The organism is Streptomyces shaanxiensis (genome assembly GCF_039537145.1).
GTDB lineage: Bacteria > Actinomycetota > Actinomycetes > Streptomycetales > Streptomycetaceae > Streptomyces > Streptomyces shaanxiensis.
Genome location: NZ_BAAAZY010000010.1, coordinates 708814 through 724819 on the forward strand (window position 1 = coordinate 708814; position 16006 = coordinate 724819).

Below are 16006 nucleotides of genomic sequence, written 5' to 3' on the forward strand. Positions count from 1 at the left end.
GGAAGGGCGATGACCGATCGGATACTCCTGCGAGCCGGGCACGTGCTGTCGATGGACCCCGACATCGGGGACCTGCCCCAGGGGGACGTCCTCATCGAGGACGGCAGGATCACGGCGGTGGAACGGGAGATCAGCGCCGACGCCGAAGTGCTCGACATGACCGGCCGGATCGTGATCCCCGGCTTCGTCGACACCCACCGGCACACCTGGGAGGCGTCCATCCGGAACGTCGCCCCCGACGCCACCCTGGACGACTACTTCGTCGACATCCTCGACACCTTCGCACCGCTGTACACCCCCGAGGACGTGTACGCGGCCAACCTCGCCGGCTCGCTGGAGTGCCTGAACGCCGGCATCACCACTCTCGTCGACTGGTCGCACATCAACAACACCCCCGAGCACCCGGACGCGGCGATCCAGGGCCTCACGGAGAGCGGCATCCGCGCCCAGTACGCGTACGGCAGTGCCAACACCTCTCTCGCCGACTACTGGTTCGAGAGCAAGATCGCGATCCCGGGCGACGACGTACGGCGGATCCGCAGCAGCTACTTCTCCTCCGCCGACGGTCTGCTGACCATGGCCCTGGCCACCCGCGGCCCCGGTTTCTGCCTCAACGACGTCGTCACCGCCGAGTGGGGTCTCGCCCGCGAGCTGGACATCCCGATCACGGTGCATGTGGCGATGGGCCGGCTGGCGGGCCGCTTCGGCATGGTCAAGCAGCTGCACGACCTGGGGCTCCTCGGGGCCGACACCACCTACGTCCACTGCTGCTACTTCAGTGACGAGGAGTGGCAGATGGTCGCCGACAGCGGCGGCACGGTGTCGATCGCGCCGCAGGTGGAGGTGCAGATGGGGCACGGCTGGCCACCCGTGATGAAGGCAATCGAGTTCGGACTGCGGCCGTCGCTCAGCATCGATGTCGTCACCACCGTGCCCGGCGACATGTTCACCCAGATCCGCGCGGCCTTCGGCGCCGAGCGGGCCCGCGTCAACGCCGACTGCTGGAAGGCCAATCTGCCCGTCCCCGACACCATGTTGACGGCCCGTCAGATGCTGGGGATCGCCACCCGCAACGGCGCACACGTCGCGGGTCTGGAGGACCGCACCGGCTCCCTGACCCCCGGCAAGCGCGCCGACGTCGTCGCGATCGACGCCACCGCCCTGAACGTCGCCCCGGTGCACGACGCGGCCGCCGCCGTGACGCTGTCGGCGGACGTCTCCAACGTCGACACGGTCATCGTCGACGGCGTGATCCACAAGCGCGACGGCAGGCTCGTCGCGGACGTCGACCGGGCCCGGCGACTGGTCCAGGAGTCCCGCGAGCGGCTGCTGGCCGCGAAGGAGGCGAAGAGCGCCGCATGACCCGACACCTGGTGCGCCGGGCCGCCGACGTCCCGGAGCCGCCGTACGACGAACTCGGCCATCGGCGGCGGGAGTTGGTCGGCGAGGGCGACGGCAGTGTGCACACCGGCTTCGGGCTGTGCGAGATACGGCCCGACGGCCGGGTCGCCGCGCATGTGCACTCGTACGAGGAGAGCTTCCATGTGCTCGACGGGGCCGTGATCCTCGACGTGCCCGAGGGGGCGTACCTCCTCGAGGAGGGCGACTACGGCCTCCTCCCGACCGGCGTCCCACACGCCTGGCGCGGCGCCGGGGACACCGCCGGAAGCTGGGCCGACATGCTCGCCCCCGTGCCGCGCGCCCGCTACGGCCACGACACCCAGGCCGTCCCCGCGCTGCCGGCCCGCGACCCCGTCCGCATCGACGTCCGCGACCCGCGCACCCGGTCCCTCGGCCACTTCGAACCCGCGCAGATGGACCCCGGCAAGCAGGCCCAGGACCTGCTCGCGGTGTCGGCGAGCATGCGCACCGCGCTGCTCGTGTACAGCGGCATCACCGTGAAGATGATGGTCGACGGCGACCTCGGCGCGGTCGCCTCGACCATGTTCATGGTGCAGTACGCCCCCGACGGCGTCGCGGGCACGCACGACCACCCCTTCGAGGAGACGTACCTGATCCTGGAGGGCGTCGTGGACGCCACCTTCGACGGCGAGCGGTATCGGCTCGGGCCGGGGGACCTCGCCTGGGCAGGGGCGGGATGTGTGCACGGATTCGCCAACGCGGGGGAGGGGCCGGTGCGTTGGCTGGAGACACAGGCGCCGCAGCCGCCGTCGCGCCACTCCTACCGGTTCACGCGGGACTGGGAGTACCTGAGGGAGGCCCTGGGGTCATGAGCAGTGTGGTGGTCGTCGGCGGAACGTCCGGGATCGGCCGTGAGTTCGCCCGCTTCCGCGCGGGGCGGGGCGACGAGGTGGTGCTCACGGGTCGGGACGCGCATCGCGCCGACACGGTGGCGAAGGAGGCCGGCGCCGCCCGGGGCATCGCCCTCGATCTGTCCCGGCCGCGGGAGATCGCCGCCGCGCTGGCCGACGTCGGACGGGTCGACCACCTGGTGATCGCCGGCGTGTCCCGCGACGACAACCGGGTCGCCGAGTACGACATCGACGCCGCCCTGCGGCTCGTCACGCTCAAGCTCGTCGGCTACACCGAGGTCGTGCACACCCTGCGGCGTCGGCTGCACGACGACAGCGCGATCGTGCTGTTCGGCGGTCAGGCCAAGGAGCGCCCGTATGTGGGGGCGACGACGGTGGCGACCGTCAACGCGGGGGTGGGCGGCCTGGTGAACACCCTCGCGGTCGAGTTGGCGCCGGTACGGGTCAACGCGGTGCATCCGGGGGTCGTGGGGGACAGCCCGTACTGGCTGGGCAAACCCGAGGAGGTGCGGGCCGGGTTGCGCGCCAGAACACCCACCGGGCGGCTCGCCACGATGGGCGACGTGGTGGACGCCGTGGACTTCCTGCTGCGCAACCGGTCGGTGAACGGGGTGGAACTCGCCGTGGACGGTGGGTGGTTGCTCGGCTGAGCAGCCTGCCGGCTGCAGTCGTCCGGCCGAGCGGTCGTCCGGCCGAGCCGGGGGGACGGTTCAGCGCTTGAGGCCGACCGCGCCGTACAGCGACACCGGCCCTTCCTTCTCCCCGTTCTCGCCCGCGTCGGGCCGCCAGTCCGAGAGGGAGACGATCCCCGGTTCGAGCAGTGCGAGTCCCTCGAAGAACTGCCCCATCTCGGCGTGCGAACGGGCCACGAGCGTCACCCCGCTCGCCGCGTAGGCGGCGATGCCCCGGTGGACGTTCTCCGGATCGAAGTCCGCTGTCATCGCCGACAGCACCAGACAGCTGCCCGGCGCCAGCGCGCCCACCAGAGTGTCCACGAGGTCGTGGGCGCCGTCGTCGTCCGCGATGAAGTGCAGGAGCGCGACCAGCGACAGCGCGACGGGCCGGTCGAAGTCGAGGACGGACGCGGCCCGTTCGAGGATCCACTCCGGCTCGCGTGCATCGGCCTGCACATACTCGGTCGCGCCCTCCGGAGTGCCGCTCAGCAGGGCCTGCGCGTGAGCGAGGACGATCGGGTCGTTGTCGACGTACACCACCCGCGCGTCCGGGACGACGGACTGGGCGACCTGGTGCAGGTTGGGCTCGGTCGGGATGCCGGAACCGACGTCGAGGAACTGGCGGATCCCCGTCTCCCGGACGACCGCCCGCGTGGCCCGTGCCATGAACCGGCGGTTGGCACGCGCGTGCCGCGGGGCGTCGCCCTGCAACGCGGTGATCCGGCGTCCCAGTTCCTCGTCGACGGGGTAGTTGTCCTTGCCGCCGAGGAACCAGTCGTAGACGCGGGCCGGATGCGGTCTGCTCGTGTCGATGAGCGGTACGGCCGGCTCGGTCCCGGTCACACGGGTCTCCTCTGCTCGACAGCGGCGTGTCCGAGCAGTCTGACACGATCATGCGGCCCGGCGGAGGCTGTCTTCGGCCACCTCCTTGTCGAGCGAGGCACGCACCAACGCCGCGGCGAGCACGGCCGGTTCGGTGTTCCCGGCTAGGGCGGTAAGCCGGTCCGGGTCCTTGGTCAGACCGAGCCGCTCGGCGCCCGAGAGGGCCTTGCCGTCCAGGTAGGGTGCCACTTCCGGCCAGACCCGCTGGGCCTCGCGCAGGAAGATGTCGGCGCCGGCCGGGCCCATGCCGGGGAACTCCCGGAGCAGACGGCGCAGTTCGGGGACGTCGCCGTCCGCCTCCTTCCGCAGCCGCCGCAGGTCGCCGCCCCAGCGATCGGTCAACAGTGCCGCAGTATCGCCGAGTTGGGTGGCGGTGCGCTCGTCGTAGCGACGGTAGCCGCCCCGGCCCAGCGCATCCACCCGCTCCTGCCACGAGGCGTCGGCCATGCGGCGCGGGTCGCGCAGGCCCGCGTCGTACAGGGCGCGGGCGGTGTCGACGGCGATCGAGCCGCGGATCCGGGCGCTGAGCAGATGGGCCAGCACCAGCAGCCGGTACAGAGGCTGCGGGGTGTTCCTCAGCGGGATGCCCGCCTCCTCGGCGAACGTCTGCCCATGCGCGCGTACGAGTTCCCGTACGACGCGCTTGCCGTCGCTCACGGCCTCAGCGGGTCGTGGCCGATCGTCATCAACTGATGCCGACGGCGGGTCTGTTCCGGCTCGGGTTCGTTCTCCAGGTCCGCCTCATCGGTGACGGTGTCCACGACGTCGTACATCACCTGGATGTCGTCGTCGGTGAGGTCCGTCCGCCGCTTCTGGAGGATCGCGAGGACGTGCTGGCCGGTGGGCGTGCCGGCCTGGTCCGGCAGTGGCTCGGTGTCCTCGTCCGCGTCACTGACCCGCAGCCAGGCGGCCAGCTCCTGCGACGTCATGTTCACCACGCGGTGGAAGTCCTGCCACAGCGTGTCGAGTTCGAGGGCGTCGGTCACGGTGTGCCCCTTCTCCCGGGTAGGGCTCTGTGCGTCAGGGCGTGCTGTTCTCCGCGTACGGCCGTGTCACTCGGCGCGCGGCCAGTTCTCCGCGTCGAACATCCAGCGCTGCTTCTCCAGCTCGCTCGTGATGCCGATCAGCAGGTCCTGCGTCACCGGGTCCGGTTCCGCGGTCGCGTCGATGCGTTCGCGCAGCCGTCCGATGGCCGCATCCAGCGTGTCCACGACCAGCTGGACGACCTCGTTGTCGCGCACCCAGCCCTCCTTGGGGCTGGGCAGCGTGTAGGCCGCGGCGATGGTCTCCGGCCGTCCGTCGGGCGGGACGCCGAGCGCGGCGGAGCGCTCCGCGACCGTGTCCGCGTACGAGCGGGCCACCGACACGATCTCGTCGAGCTGGAGATGGATCGAGCGGAAGCGCGGGCCCACGATGTTCCAGTGCGCCTGCTTCCCGATCAGCGAGAGCCCGAGAAGATCGACGAGGGTGCTCTGCAAGGCGTCTCCCGCCACCCGGCGGGCCGGTTCGGGGAGCGTGCTCCTGACCACAGTCATACCGAGCTCCTCCTTCTGGGTGCTTGGCTCCATGGGGGCGCGAGTGCCCAGCGCGAACCGGTGCAAACCGGCGTGTCTCAGTGGGTGAGCACGCCGTCCAGGAACTGGATGAGATCCGCGAACACCTCCGCCTTGTTGGTTTCGTGGAACACCTCGTGCCGGGCACCCGCATACACGCGCTCGGTCCAGTCCTCCCCGCGCAACTCCTCGATGCCGGTGCGGCTGCCGGGGAGCGGGACCAGGCGGTCGTCGTCGCCGTGCAGCCACAGCAGCGGCACACGCCCGATACCGCCGCCCTCGGACACGGTGTCCAGCATCCGGGCGAACGCCTCCACTGTCGGCCGCTTCATCGGGCCGTGCCAGACCAGCGGATCCGCCGCGTACGCCGCGCCCACCTCGGGGTCGCGGGAGAGCGCGGCCGGGTTGATGGGGGTGTCGGGGATCGTGTCGAGGGCGAGCAGGCGCCGGGGCAGCTCCCAGTCGCCGATGACGGGCCCGGACAGGACGAGTGCGGTGAGCTCGGCGCCGTGGAGCTGGGCGAAACGGGCCGCGACCAGCCCGCCCATGGAGTGCCCGATCATGACGACCGGTACGCCCGGATGCGCGGCCCGGGCCAGCTCGGCGACGGCGTGCACATCGGCGACCACGTCCTCGAAGTCCTCGATCACCACCCGCTCGCCCGCCGACTTCCCGTGCCCGACATGATCGGGCCCGAACACGGCCGCACCGTGCCCGACGAGGACCTCCGCCACCTCGGCGTACCGGCCGGCGTGCTCTCCGTAGCCGTGGGTCACGAGTGCGACGTACCGGGGCCGAGGGGTCGGCCATTCGCGTACGACGATCGATCCCCGGCGTCCGGCGAAGGTGTGCTCACGGGTGTCGGCCATGTCTTCTCGTACCCTCCGGCTGCGTCGGTGAAGGTGTCCGGAAGGGATCTTCGCAGGTGCGGGTCGGTGTTCCCCGGGTGTGGCAGGTCGGTCTTCCCAGAGTGCGGCGGGTCGGTCTATAGTCCAAAACTAGCGGTGCTAATTAAATGGGTGCCGATCCATACTGCCCGGTCAGGAGACCTGTCGTGCGTCCCGTCCACTTCGCGGCCGCCCGCCGCACCCCCATCGGCAAACTCCGCGGAGCGCTGTCGTCGGTACGGCCCGACGACCTCGCCGCGACCGTGATCCGGGGCCTCGTCGCGGATGTGCCCGCCCTGGACCCCGCGCGTATCGACGACGTCTACTGGGGCGCCGCCAACCAGGCCGGCGAGGACAACCGCAACGTCGCCCGCATGGCCGCACTGCTGGCCGGCCTGCCCGAGTCGGTCCCCGGCGCCACGGTCAACCGCCTGTGCGCGTCCGGCCTCGAGGCGGTCACGACGGCGGCCCGCACCATCGCGGCCGGCGAGGCCGACATCGTGCTCGCCGGCGGCTCCGAGTCCATGAGCCGCGCGCCCTTCGTCCTGCCCCGCCCCGACGAGGCGCTGCCCCACCGCGTCGAGACCTTCGACACCCGGCTCGGCTGGCGCCTGGTCAACCCGGCGATGAAGGAACTGCACGGCCTGCTGGCCATGGGCGAGACGGCCGAGGAGGTCGCCGAGCGGTACGGCGTCCCGCGCGAGCGGCAGGACGAGTTCGCGCTGCGCAGCCACCAACGGGCCGCCGACGCCCGCAAGAACGGCCACTTCGACGACGAGATCCTGCCGGTGCGGCGCCCGGACGGGGTGCTGGTCGACAGCGACGAGTGCATCCGCGAGGACACGTCGTACGAGAAGCTGTCCCGGCTGAAGCCGGTCTTCCGCGAAGGCGGCAGCGTCACCGCGGGCAACGCCTCACCGATGAACGACGGCGCGGCCGGACTGCTCCTGGTCAGCGAGGAGGCCCTGAACGAACTGGGCCTGGAGTCCCTCGGCCGCTACGTCGCCGGCGCCTCGGCCGGTGTCCACCCCGACGTCATGGGCATCGGCCCGGTCCCCGCCACCCGCAAGGCCCTGGCCCGCGCCGACTGGGCGATCGCCGACATCCAGGAGGCCGAGTTCAACGAGGCGTTCGCGGCCCAGGCACTCGCGTGCGTGGACCAGCTGGGCATCGATCCCGAGCTGGTCAACGCGAGCGGCGGCGCGATCGCACTGGGGCATCCACTGGGCTGCTCCGGCGCCCGGATCCTCACGACGTTGCTGCACCGGATGCGCAGGACCGGGGCGGAGCGGGGACTGGCCACCATGTGCGTGGGGGTGGGGCAGGGGAGCGCGGTGCTGGTCGAGCGGCACTAGCGGTCTCCCGACTGGCGAGACGGTCCTTACCAGTACCTGTTGTCTGCACATACCATCGGTCTCCGCATGGACACGATGAACCTCTGGCACATAACAGGTTGGGAATTCGCCGCGCTCGCCTTCGCGGCCCTGCTCGTCGGCTTCTCCAAGACGGCCGTGAGCGGGGCCAACACGGTCAGCCTGGCGATCTTCGCCGCCGTACTGCCCGCCCGCGCCTCCACCGGCGTCCTCCTGCCGATCCTGATCGCCGGTGACGTGCTCGCCGTCCTCACCTACCGACGGCACGCCCACTGGCCCACCCTGTGGCGCCTGTTCCCGGCGGTCGCGGCCGGCGTCGTGTTCGGCACGCTGTTCCTGGTGTGGGCGGACGACGGGATCGTCCGTACCTCGATCGGCGCGATCCTGCTGCTGATGGCGGCCGTCACGGTATGGCGCCGCCGTACGGCGGAGAAGGAGGACGAACCGGACTCCGTCACCACCCGGGCCGGCCGGGTCAAGGCCCGCTCGTACGGTGTCCTCGGCGGCTTCACCACGATGGTCGCCAACGCGGGCGGCCCGGTGATGTCGATGTACCTGCTGTCGGCGGGCTTCCGGAAGCTGGGCTTCCTGGGGACCTCCGCCTTCTTCTTCCTGATCGTCAACGTCTCCAAGGTGCCCTTCAGCGCCGGACTGGGCCTGATCGACGGACCCTCGCTCCTGCTCGACGCCGCCCTCGTGATCTTCGTCGTACCCGGCGCGCTGATCGGCAAATGGGCCGTGGGCCGGATCAACCAGCGGCTGTTCGAGCAGCTCGTCATCGCCGCGACGGTCGTGGGCGGCCTCCAACTGCTGCTGCGCTGACACCCCGGCTATCGCTGTGCGGATCCCCGCAGTTCCCCCAGCAGCGCGGGCAGATCGGCGAACGAGTCGATCACATGGTCGGGTGTGCCGCTCGCGGCCCGGTGCGTCTGAGGAAGGTACTTCCCGGTCCTCACCAGCACGCCTGTCACACCGGCCCGCTGTGCCGCCAGCACATCGGACTCGATGTCGTCGCCCACCATCACCGCCTCGTCCGCCCCGACCCCCACATGCGCCAGCGCCGCCTCGAAGAACGCGGCCGACGGCTTGCCCGTGATCTCCGCCTCGACCCGCGCGGCCTTCTCCAGGCCGACCAGGAAGGCGCCGGTGTCGAGCTGCAGCCCCTCGTCCGTACGCCAGTAGAGATTCCGGTGCATGGCCACCAGGCGCGCCCCGCGCTGGAGATGCCCGAAGGCCCGGTTGAGCGCCGCGTAGCCGAACTCGGGCCCGGCTCCCCCGACCACCACGACGTCCGGAGCGGTGTCGCCGCCCTCGTCCTCGCCTACGACGGTGACCTCGCCCAGGTCCTCCGCGATGTCCCCGCTGTTCAGCAGCGCACACCGTGCCCCCGGGCAGTGCTCGGCGAGATACGCGGCGGTGACGGCGGGCGCCGTCAGGATGTCCTCGGCGGACACCGCGAACCCCGCGTCCGTCAGCGTGCGTGCGATCGACGCCCGCGTCCGCGAGGTCGTGTTCGTCACCAGCACCACACCGAGCCCGGCCGCACGGATCTCCCGCAACGCCTCGACCGCCCCCGGCAGCGGCTGCCAGGAGACGGTGAGGACCCCGTCGATGTCGATGAGGACGGCACGTACGGATCCCATGCCAGGACGATAGACCGGCCCGGCCGGCCTCGCTCAGGGAGCGATCCCGACACCCTCGATCCCGCTCCACGCCCGCTCCTGAACGACCGTCATGGCCGGCCACCGCAGCCCGCCCGGCCGCGGCTCGACGCGCGAGGCGTACGGACCCGGACGGAAGCCGGTGTCGTAGAAGCAGCCGCTGCCGTACGTCTCGTCGAAGCCGCCGCACGACGCGGCCACCGACGTCGGCGTGGGCTTCTTCCCCTCGCCCACCCACGCGTCCAGGGCGTCGACGGACGCGGCGTACTCGGCATCACTCAGCTCACTGTGCTCGCGCTCCCGAGTGAACGTCTGCACCAGCTGCCCGGCCCGACCGGCCCCGCGCAGAGTGGCCCGGTACGCCGCCTCGTGCTCCACGAACGCAGTCGGATCGTCGATCGCGTGCAGCGTCAGCACCGGGACCGAGACCTTGCCGGTGAGATCGCTGTCGTAGGACAGATCCCGTACGGCCCTGGGGTCGGGGGCGAACCGCTCGACACCGGCGTTGAGCGCCTCGTCGTCGTGCGACCCGGAGTAGCGGACACCCCGGTTGCCGAACGGGTTCCGGCCCCCGAGGCGCTCGTGCACGATGTCCCGGAACGTAAAGGTCGCGAACCGCAGATGCGACTCCAGGGTGCGCTCCGGGATCCTCGTCACGGCCAGGATGTCGTCGAGGTTGCGCTGCTGCAGCGCGGTCCGCTCCTCGGGCGCCGACGCGTAGCCGGTGCACTCCTGCAGCCGGGCGCGCAGCCCAGCGGCCGTCATGGTCGAGCCGGCGCGCAGCCCTTGCCACAGCGGGTACCGCGGCTCGGTCGGGCGCGGGTGGTTACCGCAGTAGTACTGGTAGACGACACGCAGGTCGACGCGGTAGTCGTAGCCGCGTGAGCCACCGGCGAGGACGCCGTTGGTGAGCAGCGCCCCGTCGTACGCCCCGTGCCGCCCGCCGTAGGTCTCTACAACCTTCGCCGCGACGTTCCCGCCCCACGACTGGCCGTGCACATACGTCCGCCGCGGCTCGCCGAACTCCGCGACGAACAGCCGGCGCACGCTCTCGGTGTCGGCGGCGGCCATCCGTGTCCCGTAGCCGCCCCGGCGGTACGACGAACCCGCCCAGGCATAGCCCTCCTTCACCATCACCGACCAGCGGCCCAGGTCGTCCAGGCTGCGGGCGGGGTCGGACCCGGCACCCAGATCGGGGCCGCCGTGGGCATGTACGACGAGGGAGCCGTTCCAGTCCCGCGGCACGGCGATCGCGTAGTAGGCGCCTTCCGTGTCGCGGCCGGTGTAGCAGTCGGCCCTGCCGACGAGGCCGGCGGGGCAGTCCGCGTGCGCCGGTGCCGCAGTCTCGCCCCGGGCGTTCGACGCGCCGACGAGGATGCCGACGGTGAGGGCGCCGGCCAGGAGGGCGGCGAGCGTCGTACGCCGCCGGTCCTGCGAGGGGACGGACCTGCGGATCAGTGCATGCGTTCTCGTCCAGTCCAAGACGCTGCTCCTCGTCCTCGTCGGCGCGTCGTCGAGCCGTGCGCCGCGATGCTAGAGAGCGACGGGGTGGGGAACCACGATCTGAAAGTTGTGTTCATAGTGTTCATCGATGCCCCGAGCGCACGAACCCGGCGTCCCGCTCCCCGCGACCGACCTCGTACGCTCCCCCCATGTCCCCCCGCCACATCCTGATCCTCGGCGGCACCACCGAGGCCCGCGAACTCGCCGCCGCGCTCACGGCGCACCCCGGCGTCCGGGTCACGACCTCCCTCGCGGGGCGGGTGTCACGGCCTGGCGCGGTCGAGGGGGAGGTCCGGATCGGCGGCTTCGGCGGGGCGGAGGGCCTGGCCGACTGGCTGCGCTCCGAGCAGGTCGACGCCGTCGTCGACGCCACCCACCCCTTCGCCGAGTCGATCACGGCGAACGCGGCGCAAGCCGCGACGGCGACCGGCGTGCCGGCGGTGGTCCTGCGCCGCCCGGGATGGCGACCGGACCCAGCGGACAACTGGCACGAGGTCGCGTCGCTCGACGAGGCCGCCGCGCTGCTGCCGAGCCTCGGTCACCGGGTCTTCCTGACCACCGGGCGCCTGGGTCTGGCGGCCTTCGCCCACCTCACGGACCTGCGCTTCCTCGTACGCTCCGTCGACCCGCCCGAGCCCCCGATGCCCCCGCACACCGAAGTGCTCCTGGCCCGCGGCCCGTTCACGGTGACCGACGAGACGGCCCTTCTGCACGAGCACCGCATCGACGTCCTGGTCACCAAGGACAGCGGCGGAGCGGCGACCTCGGCCAAACTCACCGCCGCCCGCCGCCTCACCCTCCCGGTCGTCGTCGTACGACGCCCCCCGCTCCCGGCGGGCACGGAAGCGGTGCCGGACATGGCGGGGGTCCTGGAGCGGCTCGGCCTCAGCCCGTGACGACCGAGGCGCGGATGCGGTCGATGGCGCGCAGGACCTCGTCGCGGTTCTTCGCCCGCTTGATCCAGGCGGGCAGACGGGCGACGTAGGTCATCTTCCGCCCGTGCTCGTACCAGGGCGGCCGCTCCCGCAGCGATGCGGCAACGAACCGCCTGAGCAGGTCGAGGTGTTCGAGGTTGTAGGCCCACACCTCTCCGTGCCTGGTCCGGGTCCGGAGCCACAGGACAGGGTGGGCACACGATGGGTTCCGTGCGAGGCCGCAGGACGGGCAGACGAGACGCCGCTGCCGGTACGACACGGCGTCGGCGTCGGGAGCGTGGGCGGGCCGCCTGTCGAAGTGGGCCATTCCGTCGCAGCGCGGGCAGCGCACCAGCATCGAGTCGGTGAACTCGTACTCCTTGCTGAGGGGATCACGGAAACGCACCGGCGTGGCAGACATGGCGTGAGTATCGCCGCGGACCGCCGCACGCCGCACCCGGGTTTCAGCGCGACTCGCTCAGCGCCGGCTCCTTCGTGCGGCTCGGCAGGCCGTGGGTCAGGTCCTCGAGGAGCAGGCGTTTGGCGATCGTGTGGACCGCGGCGCGCAGATCCGTGCCGGGGGGACGGCCGATGTCCTCGTGCACCCGGGCCTCGAGCCAGGTGCCCCACGCCTTGCCGAGGACCTCGGCCTCGCGGGCGCCCGCCGCGGTGTGGGAGAGGAGGGAGCCGTCGCGGGTGAGGTAGCCCTCGTCGACCATGCGGTCGAAGACCGGCAGAAGCACTTCCGGGGGCATGTGGCGGCGGGCGGCGATCATGCCGAGGCCGGCGTGGCCGACCAGGCGGGTCAGCAGGTCGACCTGGATGACCGCCCAGGCGCCGGCCACGTCGAGGCGGGTGTCGGAGTCCGCGATGATGCGGCGTGCGAGGTCGGGCTGCAGGCCGCCGATGATCTTCCCGACGGACGCCTCCAGCACCCGCTCGGCGTTGGGGTCGTGCGGCGACGCGAACCCGTCGCCCATGTCGGTGGACCCCATCCGCGCACTGTCGCGCAGCGGCACCTCCTTGAGGAACAGGGCCACCACGAAGCCGACCGCCGCGACCGGCACCGTCCACAGGAAGACGGTCTGCAGCGTGTCGGCGTAGGCCTCGACGATCGGGGCCGCGACCTCCGGTGGCAGCCCATGCAGGCCCTCCGGGCTGGTCGCTGCCTGGGCGATGGCGGTCGGATCGAGCCCGCTGCCCGTCCGCGCTGCGGTCTCGACGGCGTCGGTGAGGTTGGGTGTGAGCGTGTTGGTGTAGATGGTGCCGAAGACGGCCGTGCCGAACGAGCTGCCCAGCGTACGGAAGAAGGTGACACCGGAGGTCGCGGTGCCGAGGTCGGCGTAGGCGACGGTGTTCTGCACGGCGATCGTCAGGACCTGCATGCACAGACCGATGCCGGTACCGAGCACGAACATGTACAGCGACTCCAGCCAGGCGCCGGACGCCGGCCCCATGAGGGACATCAGGAACAGCCCGACCGCCATCACCAGGGAGCCGACGATCGGGAAGACCCGGTACTTCCCGGTCTTGCTGACCACGTTGCCGCTGAACACCGACGCGATGAGCAGGCCCGCCACCATCGGCAGCGTCCGCACGCCCGAGATCGTGGCCGAGTCGCCGTCGACGTACTGCAGATAGGTCGGCAGATACGTCATCGCGCCGAGCATGGCGAAACCGACGATGAAGCTGAGCACGGAGCAGACCGAGAAGACCGGGTTGGCGAACAGCCGCATGGGCAGCATCGGTTCGGCCGCCCGCGTCTCCACCCAGCAGAACAGGCCGAGCGCTACCGCACCGCCGACGAACAGGCCGACGATGACGCCCGAACTCCACGCGTACTCGTTGCCGCCCCAACTCGTCGCCAGAATCAGCGCGCTGGCGCCGACCGCGACGAGCCCGATGCCCAGGTAGTCGATGACGGGCCGGGAGGCCGACTTGACCACCGGGATGGTCCGGGCGGCCGCGATGACGACGATGATCGCGATCGGCACGTTGACGTAGAACGCCCAGCGCCAGGTGAGATGGTCGGTGAACAGCCCGCCCAGCAGCGGTCCGATCACCGTCGCCACACCGAACACCGCGCCGATCGCGCCCTGGTACTTGCCCCGCTCCCGGAGCGGGATGACGTCGGCGATCAACGCCATCGCCGTCACCATCAGACCGCCGGCCCCGACACCCTGCATCGCCCGCCAGAGGATCAGCAGCGTCATGTTGGAGGCCAGACCGCACAGGAACGACCCCGTGATGAACACGATCGCGGAGACCTGGAAGACCACCTTGCGGCCGAACATGTCGCCGAACTTGCCCACCAGGACCGTCGCCACGGTCTCCGCGAGCAGGTACGACGTCACCACCCACGACATGTGCTCGGCACCGCCCAGATCCGACACGATCGTCGGCAACGCCGTGCCCACGATCGTCTGGTCGAGGGCCGCGAGCAGCATCCCCAGCATGATCGTCACGAAGACGACATTGCGCCGACGCGGGTCCAGCACGGGTGGCTGGGAGGCGGCGGGCGGGGCGGATTCCTCGGCGAGCGTCACGGCCCCACGATCACAGCGGTGAGACGGCGGCGCATGCGGGAACGGTCCGCTCGGGTGCCGTGCGGCGGGCCCCGCCCCGACCGTGTACCTGCCGGGCTCCTACTGCTCCTTCTGCTCCTTCTGCTCCTTCGGATTCCTGCGCAGCAGATAGGTGTCCATGATCCAGCCCTTGCGCTCGCGCGCCTCGGCACGCAGCCGCTCGATCCGGGGCGCGGCCTCGGCGATGGGGCCCGAGGCGAGGATCTCGTCCGGGGTGCCTATGTACGCGCCCCAGTAGATGTCGATGTCCTGGTCGGCGTACCGCCGGAAGGCCTGGTGGGCGTCGAGCATGACGACCACGTCGTCCACGCCCTCCGGGAAGCCCTCGGCCAGCCGCCGCCCGGTCGTGATCTGCACGGGCCGGGCGACCCGGTTGAGCCCCGTCCGATGCCGGGCGACGAGCGCGGAGACACTGCTGATACCGGGCACGACGTCGTACTCGAAGTCCACCGCGCCCTTGTCCAGGACCTCCTGGAGGATCCCGAGCGTGCTGTCGTACAGCGCGGGGTCACCCCACACCAGGAACGCACCCGTCTCGTCCTCGCCCAGTTCCTCGGTGATCAGCCGCTCGTAGATCCCGGCGCGGGCACTGCGCCAGTCCCCGACGGCGGGGGAGTAGGCGGCACCCCCCGCGGAGCGGTCCCGCTCCGGGTCCCGTGCCTCGACGACCCGGTACGTCCCCTCCGGTATGTGCGCGTCCAGCATGTCCCGGCGCAGCTGCGTGAGGTCCGACTTCACCTCGCCCTTGTCGAGGATGAAGAACACGTCCGTGCCCCGCAGCGCCCTGACCGCCTGCAGCGTCAGCTGCTCGGGGTCGCCCGCCCCAATACCGATGACATGAATCTTTCGCACACCCCGAGTCTGCCGCACGCCACTGACAACGCGGGCACCGCGTCCGAGGTCGGGGCATGTGTGGGCGTGGTGGACGGCTCTCTGAGGGGCACGGCCGCTCTCGCCGGGCCCCGCTCCCGCGCGGGCGGGGCCGCCTCCGGTCTCACGCCAGCAGCCGCGGCGCCCGCTCCCTCGCGTCCACGGCCCCGGCGCCCCGCTCCACGTCCTCCGCCACCGTCCGCGCCCACCCGGCGAGCCCGGCCAGGTCCATCCCGTACGGCTGCGCGCGCCCCGAGACCGACGCCCACTCCTGGACCGCCCCGGCCCCGCGTCGCAGCAGCCGCGCCCCGCCCGTGACGTTGCCCCGGGCCGCGTGGGTGAGTCCCACCGCGAGCTGGGCCAGGCCCCGCCACAACGTCCGCTCTTCCTCGGGCCCCGACTTCCAGGCGTCCTCGAAGACCTCGTGCGCGTGGAAGGGCTTGCCCGCGTCGAGCAGCTCCTGCGCCTCCATGACGCTCTGCTCGGGGGTGCGTACGACCCCCTCGGGCTGCCGCTCCACACCCTCCGCCCCATAGGGCAAGGGGCGCCCCAGCCCGTCCCGCGGCCGGGCGCTGCGCGCTCGCCCCTCGTCGTCCCTGTCCCGCGCACCGGCCGGCCTGCCTGAGGATGTGCTGCCCATACGTCGATTGTCCCGCCTTGCCCCCGCCCTCTGCGAAGCGGGCCTCGACGTGGGGTAAAGTGCTGTTCGCGCGATCACGCGGTTCACCGCGCGAGACGCACCGGGACGTGGCGCAGCTTGGTAGCGCACTTGACTGGGGGTCAAGGGGTCGCAGGTTCAAATCCTGTCGTCCCGACGGTGCGAAGGGTCTT

At 71.5% G+C, this 16006-nt stretch carries 17 protein-coding genes and 1 tRNA gene; 7 read left to right on the top strand and 11 right to left on the bottom strand.

The features are described from left to right. Positions 1-9 precede the first annotated feature (9 nt). From ABD932_RS17200 to ABD932_RS17210, 3 genes are read left to right on the top strand one after another with little or no spacing between them, the layout of a single operon-like run. The gene (locus tag ABD932_RS17200) at positions 10-1362 is read left to right on the top strand and encodes an amidohydrolase family protein (protein ID WP_345013531.1); all 1353 of its coding nucleotides are present in this window, start codon (positions 10-12) and stop codon (positions 1360-1362) included. Beyond that, positions 1359-2234, top strand: a complete 876-nt coding sequence (locus ABD932_RS17205; RefSeq protein WP_345013533.1) for a cupin domain-containing protein — start codon at positions 1359-1361, stop codon at positions 2232-2234. Before ABD932_RS17200 ends, ABD932_RS17205 begins: the two co-directional genes overlap by 4 nt. Next, positions 2231-2923 carry an SDR family oxidoreductase gene (locus tag ABD932_RS17210; RefSeq protein ID WP_345013535.1) on the top strand — a complete coding sequence of 231 codons (693 nt, stop codon included), beginning with the start codon at positions 2231-2233 and terminating at the stop codon, positions 2921-2923. The genes ABD932_RS17205 and ABD932_RS17210 overlap by 4 nt, the downstream gene beginning before the upstream one ends. A 60-nt stretch (positions 2924-2983) precedes the next feature. Here the strand turns inward: ABD932_RS17210 and ABD932_RS17215 are convergent, their stop codons facing one another. The 5 genes from ABD932_RS17215 to ABD932_RS17235 form a co-directional block, all read right to left on the bottom strand. Beyond that, complete coding sequence (locus tag ABD932_RS17215; protein WP_345013537.1) at positions 2984-3790, bottom strand: SAM-dependent methyltransferase; 807 nt, start codon at positions 3788-3790, stop codon at positions 2984-2986. A 48-nt stretch (positions 3791-3838) separates the two neighbouring features. Beyond that, positions 3839-4486, bottom strand: coding sequence for an HhH-GDP family DNA glycosylase (locus ABD932_RS17220; RefSeq protein ID WP_345013539.1), 648 nt, complete (start codon positions 4484-4486; stop codon positions 3839-3841). Beyond that, on the bottom strand, positions 4483-4815 hold the full coding sequence (locus tag ABD932_RS17225) for a DUF3140 domain-containing protein (protein WP_345013541.1): 333 nt from the start codon (positions 4813-4815) through the stop codon (positions 4483-4485). The genes ABD932_RS17220 and ABD932_RS17225 overlap by 4 nt, the downstream gene beginning before the upstream one ends. Before the next feature lie 66 nt (positions 4816-4881). Further along, on the bottom strand, positions 4882-5364 hold the full coding sequence (locus ABD932_RS17230) for a Dps family protein (RefSeq protein ID WP_345013543.1): 483 nt from the start codon (positions 5362-5364) through the stop codon (positions 4882-4884). Positions 5365-5441: 77 nt separating this feature from the next. After that, positions 5442-6251, bottom strand: coding sequence for an alpha/beta hydrolase (locus tag ABD932_RS17235; protein ID WP_345013545.1), 810 nt, complete (start codon positions 6249-6251; stop codon positions 5442-5444). A gap of 185 nt (positions 6252-6436) precedes the next feature. On the opposite strand from ABD932_RS17235, the gene ABD932_RS17240 reads away from it, so the two are divergent. Both ABD932_RS17240 and ABD932_RS17245 read left to right on the top strand, forming a co-directional pair. Beyond that, positions 6437-7624, top strand: a complete 1188-nt coding sequence (locus ABD932_RS17240; RefSeq protein ID WP_345013547.1) for a thiolase family protein — start codon at positions 6437-6439, stop codon at positions 7622-7624. Between the two features lie 66 nt (positions 7625-7690). Next, complete coding sequence (locus tag ABD932_RS17245) at positions 7691-8464, top strand: sulfite exporter TauE/SafE family protein (RefSeq protein WP_345013549.1); 774 nt, start codon at positions 7691-7693, stop codon at positions 8462-8464. An 8-nt stretch (positions 8465-8472) separates the two neighbouring features. Here the strand turns inward: ABD932_RS17245 and ABD932_RS17250 are convergent, their stop codons facing one another. Together ABD932_RS17250 and ABD932_RS17255 are read right to left on the bottom strand one after the other, a co-directional pair. Beyond that, positions 8473-9285: an HAD-IIA family hydrolase gene (locus ABD932_RS17250; protein ID WP_345013551.1), complete on the bottom strand. Its 813-nt coding sequence runs from the start codon at positions 9283-9285 to the stop codon at positions 8473-8475. Between the two features lie 33 nt (positions 9286-9318). After that, on the bottom strand, positions 9319-10785 hold the full coding sequence (locus tag ABD932_RS17255; protein WP_345013553.1) for a hypothetical protein: 1467 nt from the start codon (positions 10783-10785) through the stop codon (positions 9319-9321). A gap of 170 nt (positions 10786-10955) precedes the next feature. Here ABD932_RS17255 and ABD932_RS17260 point away from each other — a divergent pair, with 170 nt between their 5' ends. Continuing rightward, positions 10956-11702: a cobalt-precorrin-6A reductase gene (locus ABD932_RS17260; RefSeq protein ID WP_345013555.1), complete on the top strand. Its 747-nt coding sequence runs from the start codon at positions 10956-10958 to the stop codon at positions 11700-11702. On the opposite strand, the gene ABD932_RS17265 is transcribed toward ABD932_RS17260, so the two are convergent. From ABD932_RS17265 to ABD932_RS17280, 4 genes are all read right to left on the bottom strand, one after another. After that, positions 11692-12141, bottom strand: coding sequence for a hypothetical protein (locus ABD932_RS17265; RefSeq protein ID WP_345013557.1), 450 nt, complete (start codon positions 12139-12141; stop codon positions 11692-11694). The two genes, ABD932_RS17260 and ABD932_RS17265, sit on opposite strands and share 11 nt — an antisense overlap. A 43-nt stretch (positions 12142-12184) precedes the next feature. Next, positions 12185-14266 (bottom strand): MDR family MFS transporter, encoded by a 2082-nt coding sequence (locus ABD932_RS17270; RefSeq protein WP_345013559.1) that lies wholly within the window; start codon positions 14264-14266, stop codon positions 12185-12187. Positions 14267-14365: 99 nt separating this feature from the next. Then, the gene (cobF, locus tag ABD932_RS17275) at positions 14366-15157 is read right to left on the bottom strand and encodes a precorrin-6A synthase (deacetylating) (RefSeq protein ID WP_345013561.1); all 792 of its coding nucleotides are present in this window, start codon (positions 15155-15157) and stop codon (positions 14366-14368) included. A gap of 142 nt (positions 15158-15299) precedes the next feature. Beyond that, positions 15300-15815, bottom strand: coding sequence for a DUF309 domain-containing protein (locus ABD932_RS17280; RefSeq protein WP_345013563.1), 516 nt, complete (start codon positions 15813-15815; stop codon positions 15300-15302). Positions 15816-15916: 101 nt separating this feature from the next. Here ABD932_RS17280 and ABD932_RS17285 point away from each other — a divergent pair. Continuing rightward, positions 15917-15990 (top strand) — tRNA-Pro (locus tag ABD932_RS17285). Positions 15991-16006 lie beyond the last annotated feature (16 nt).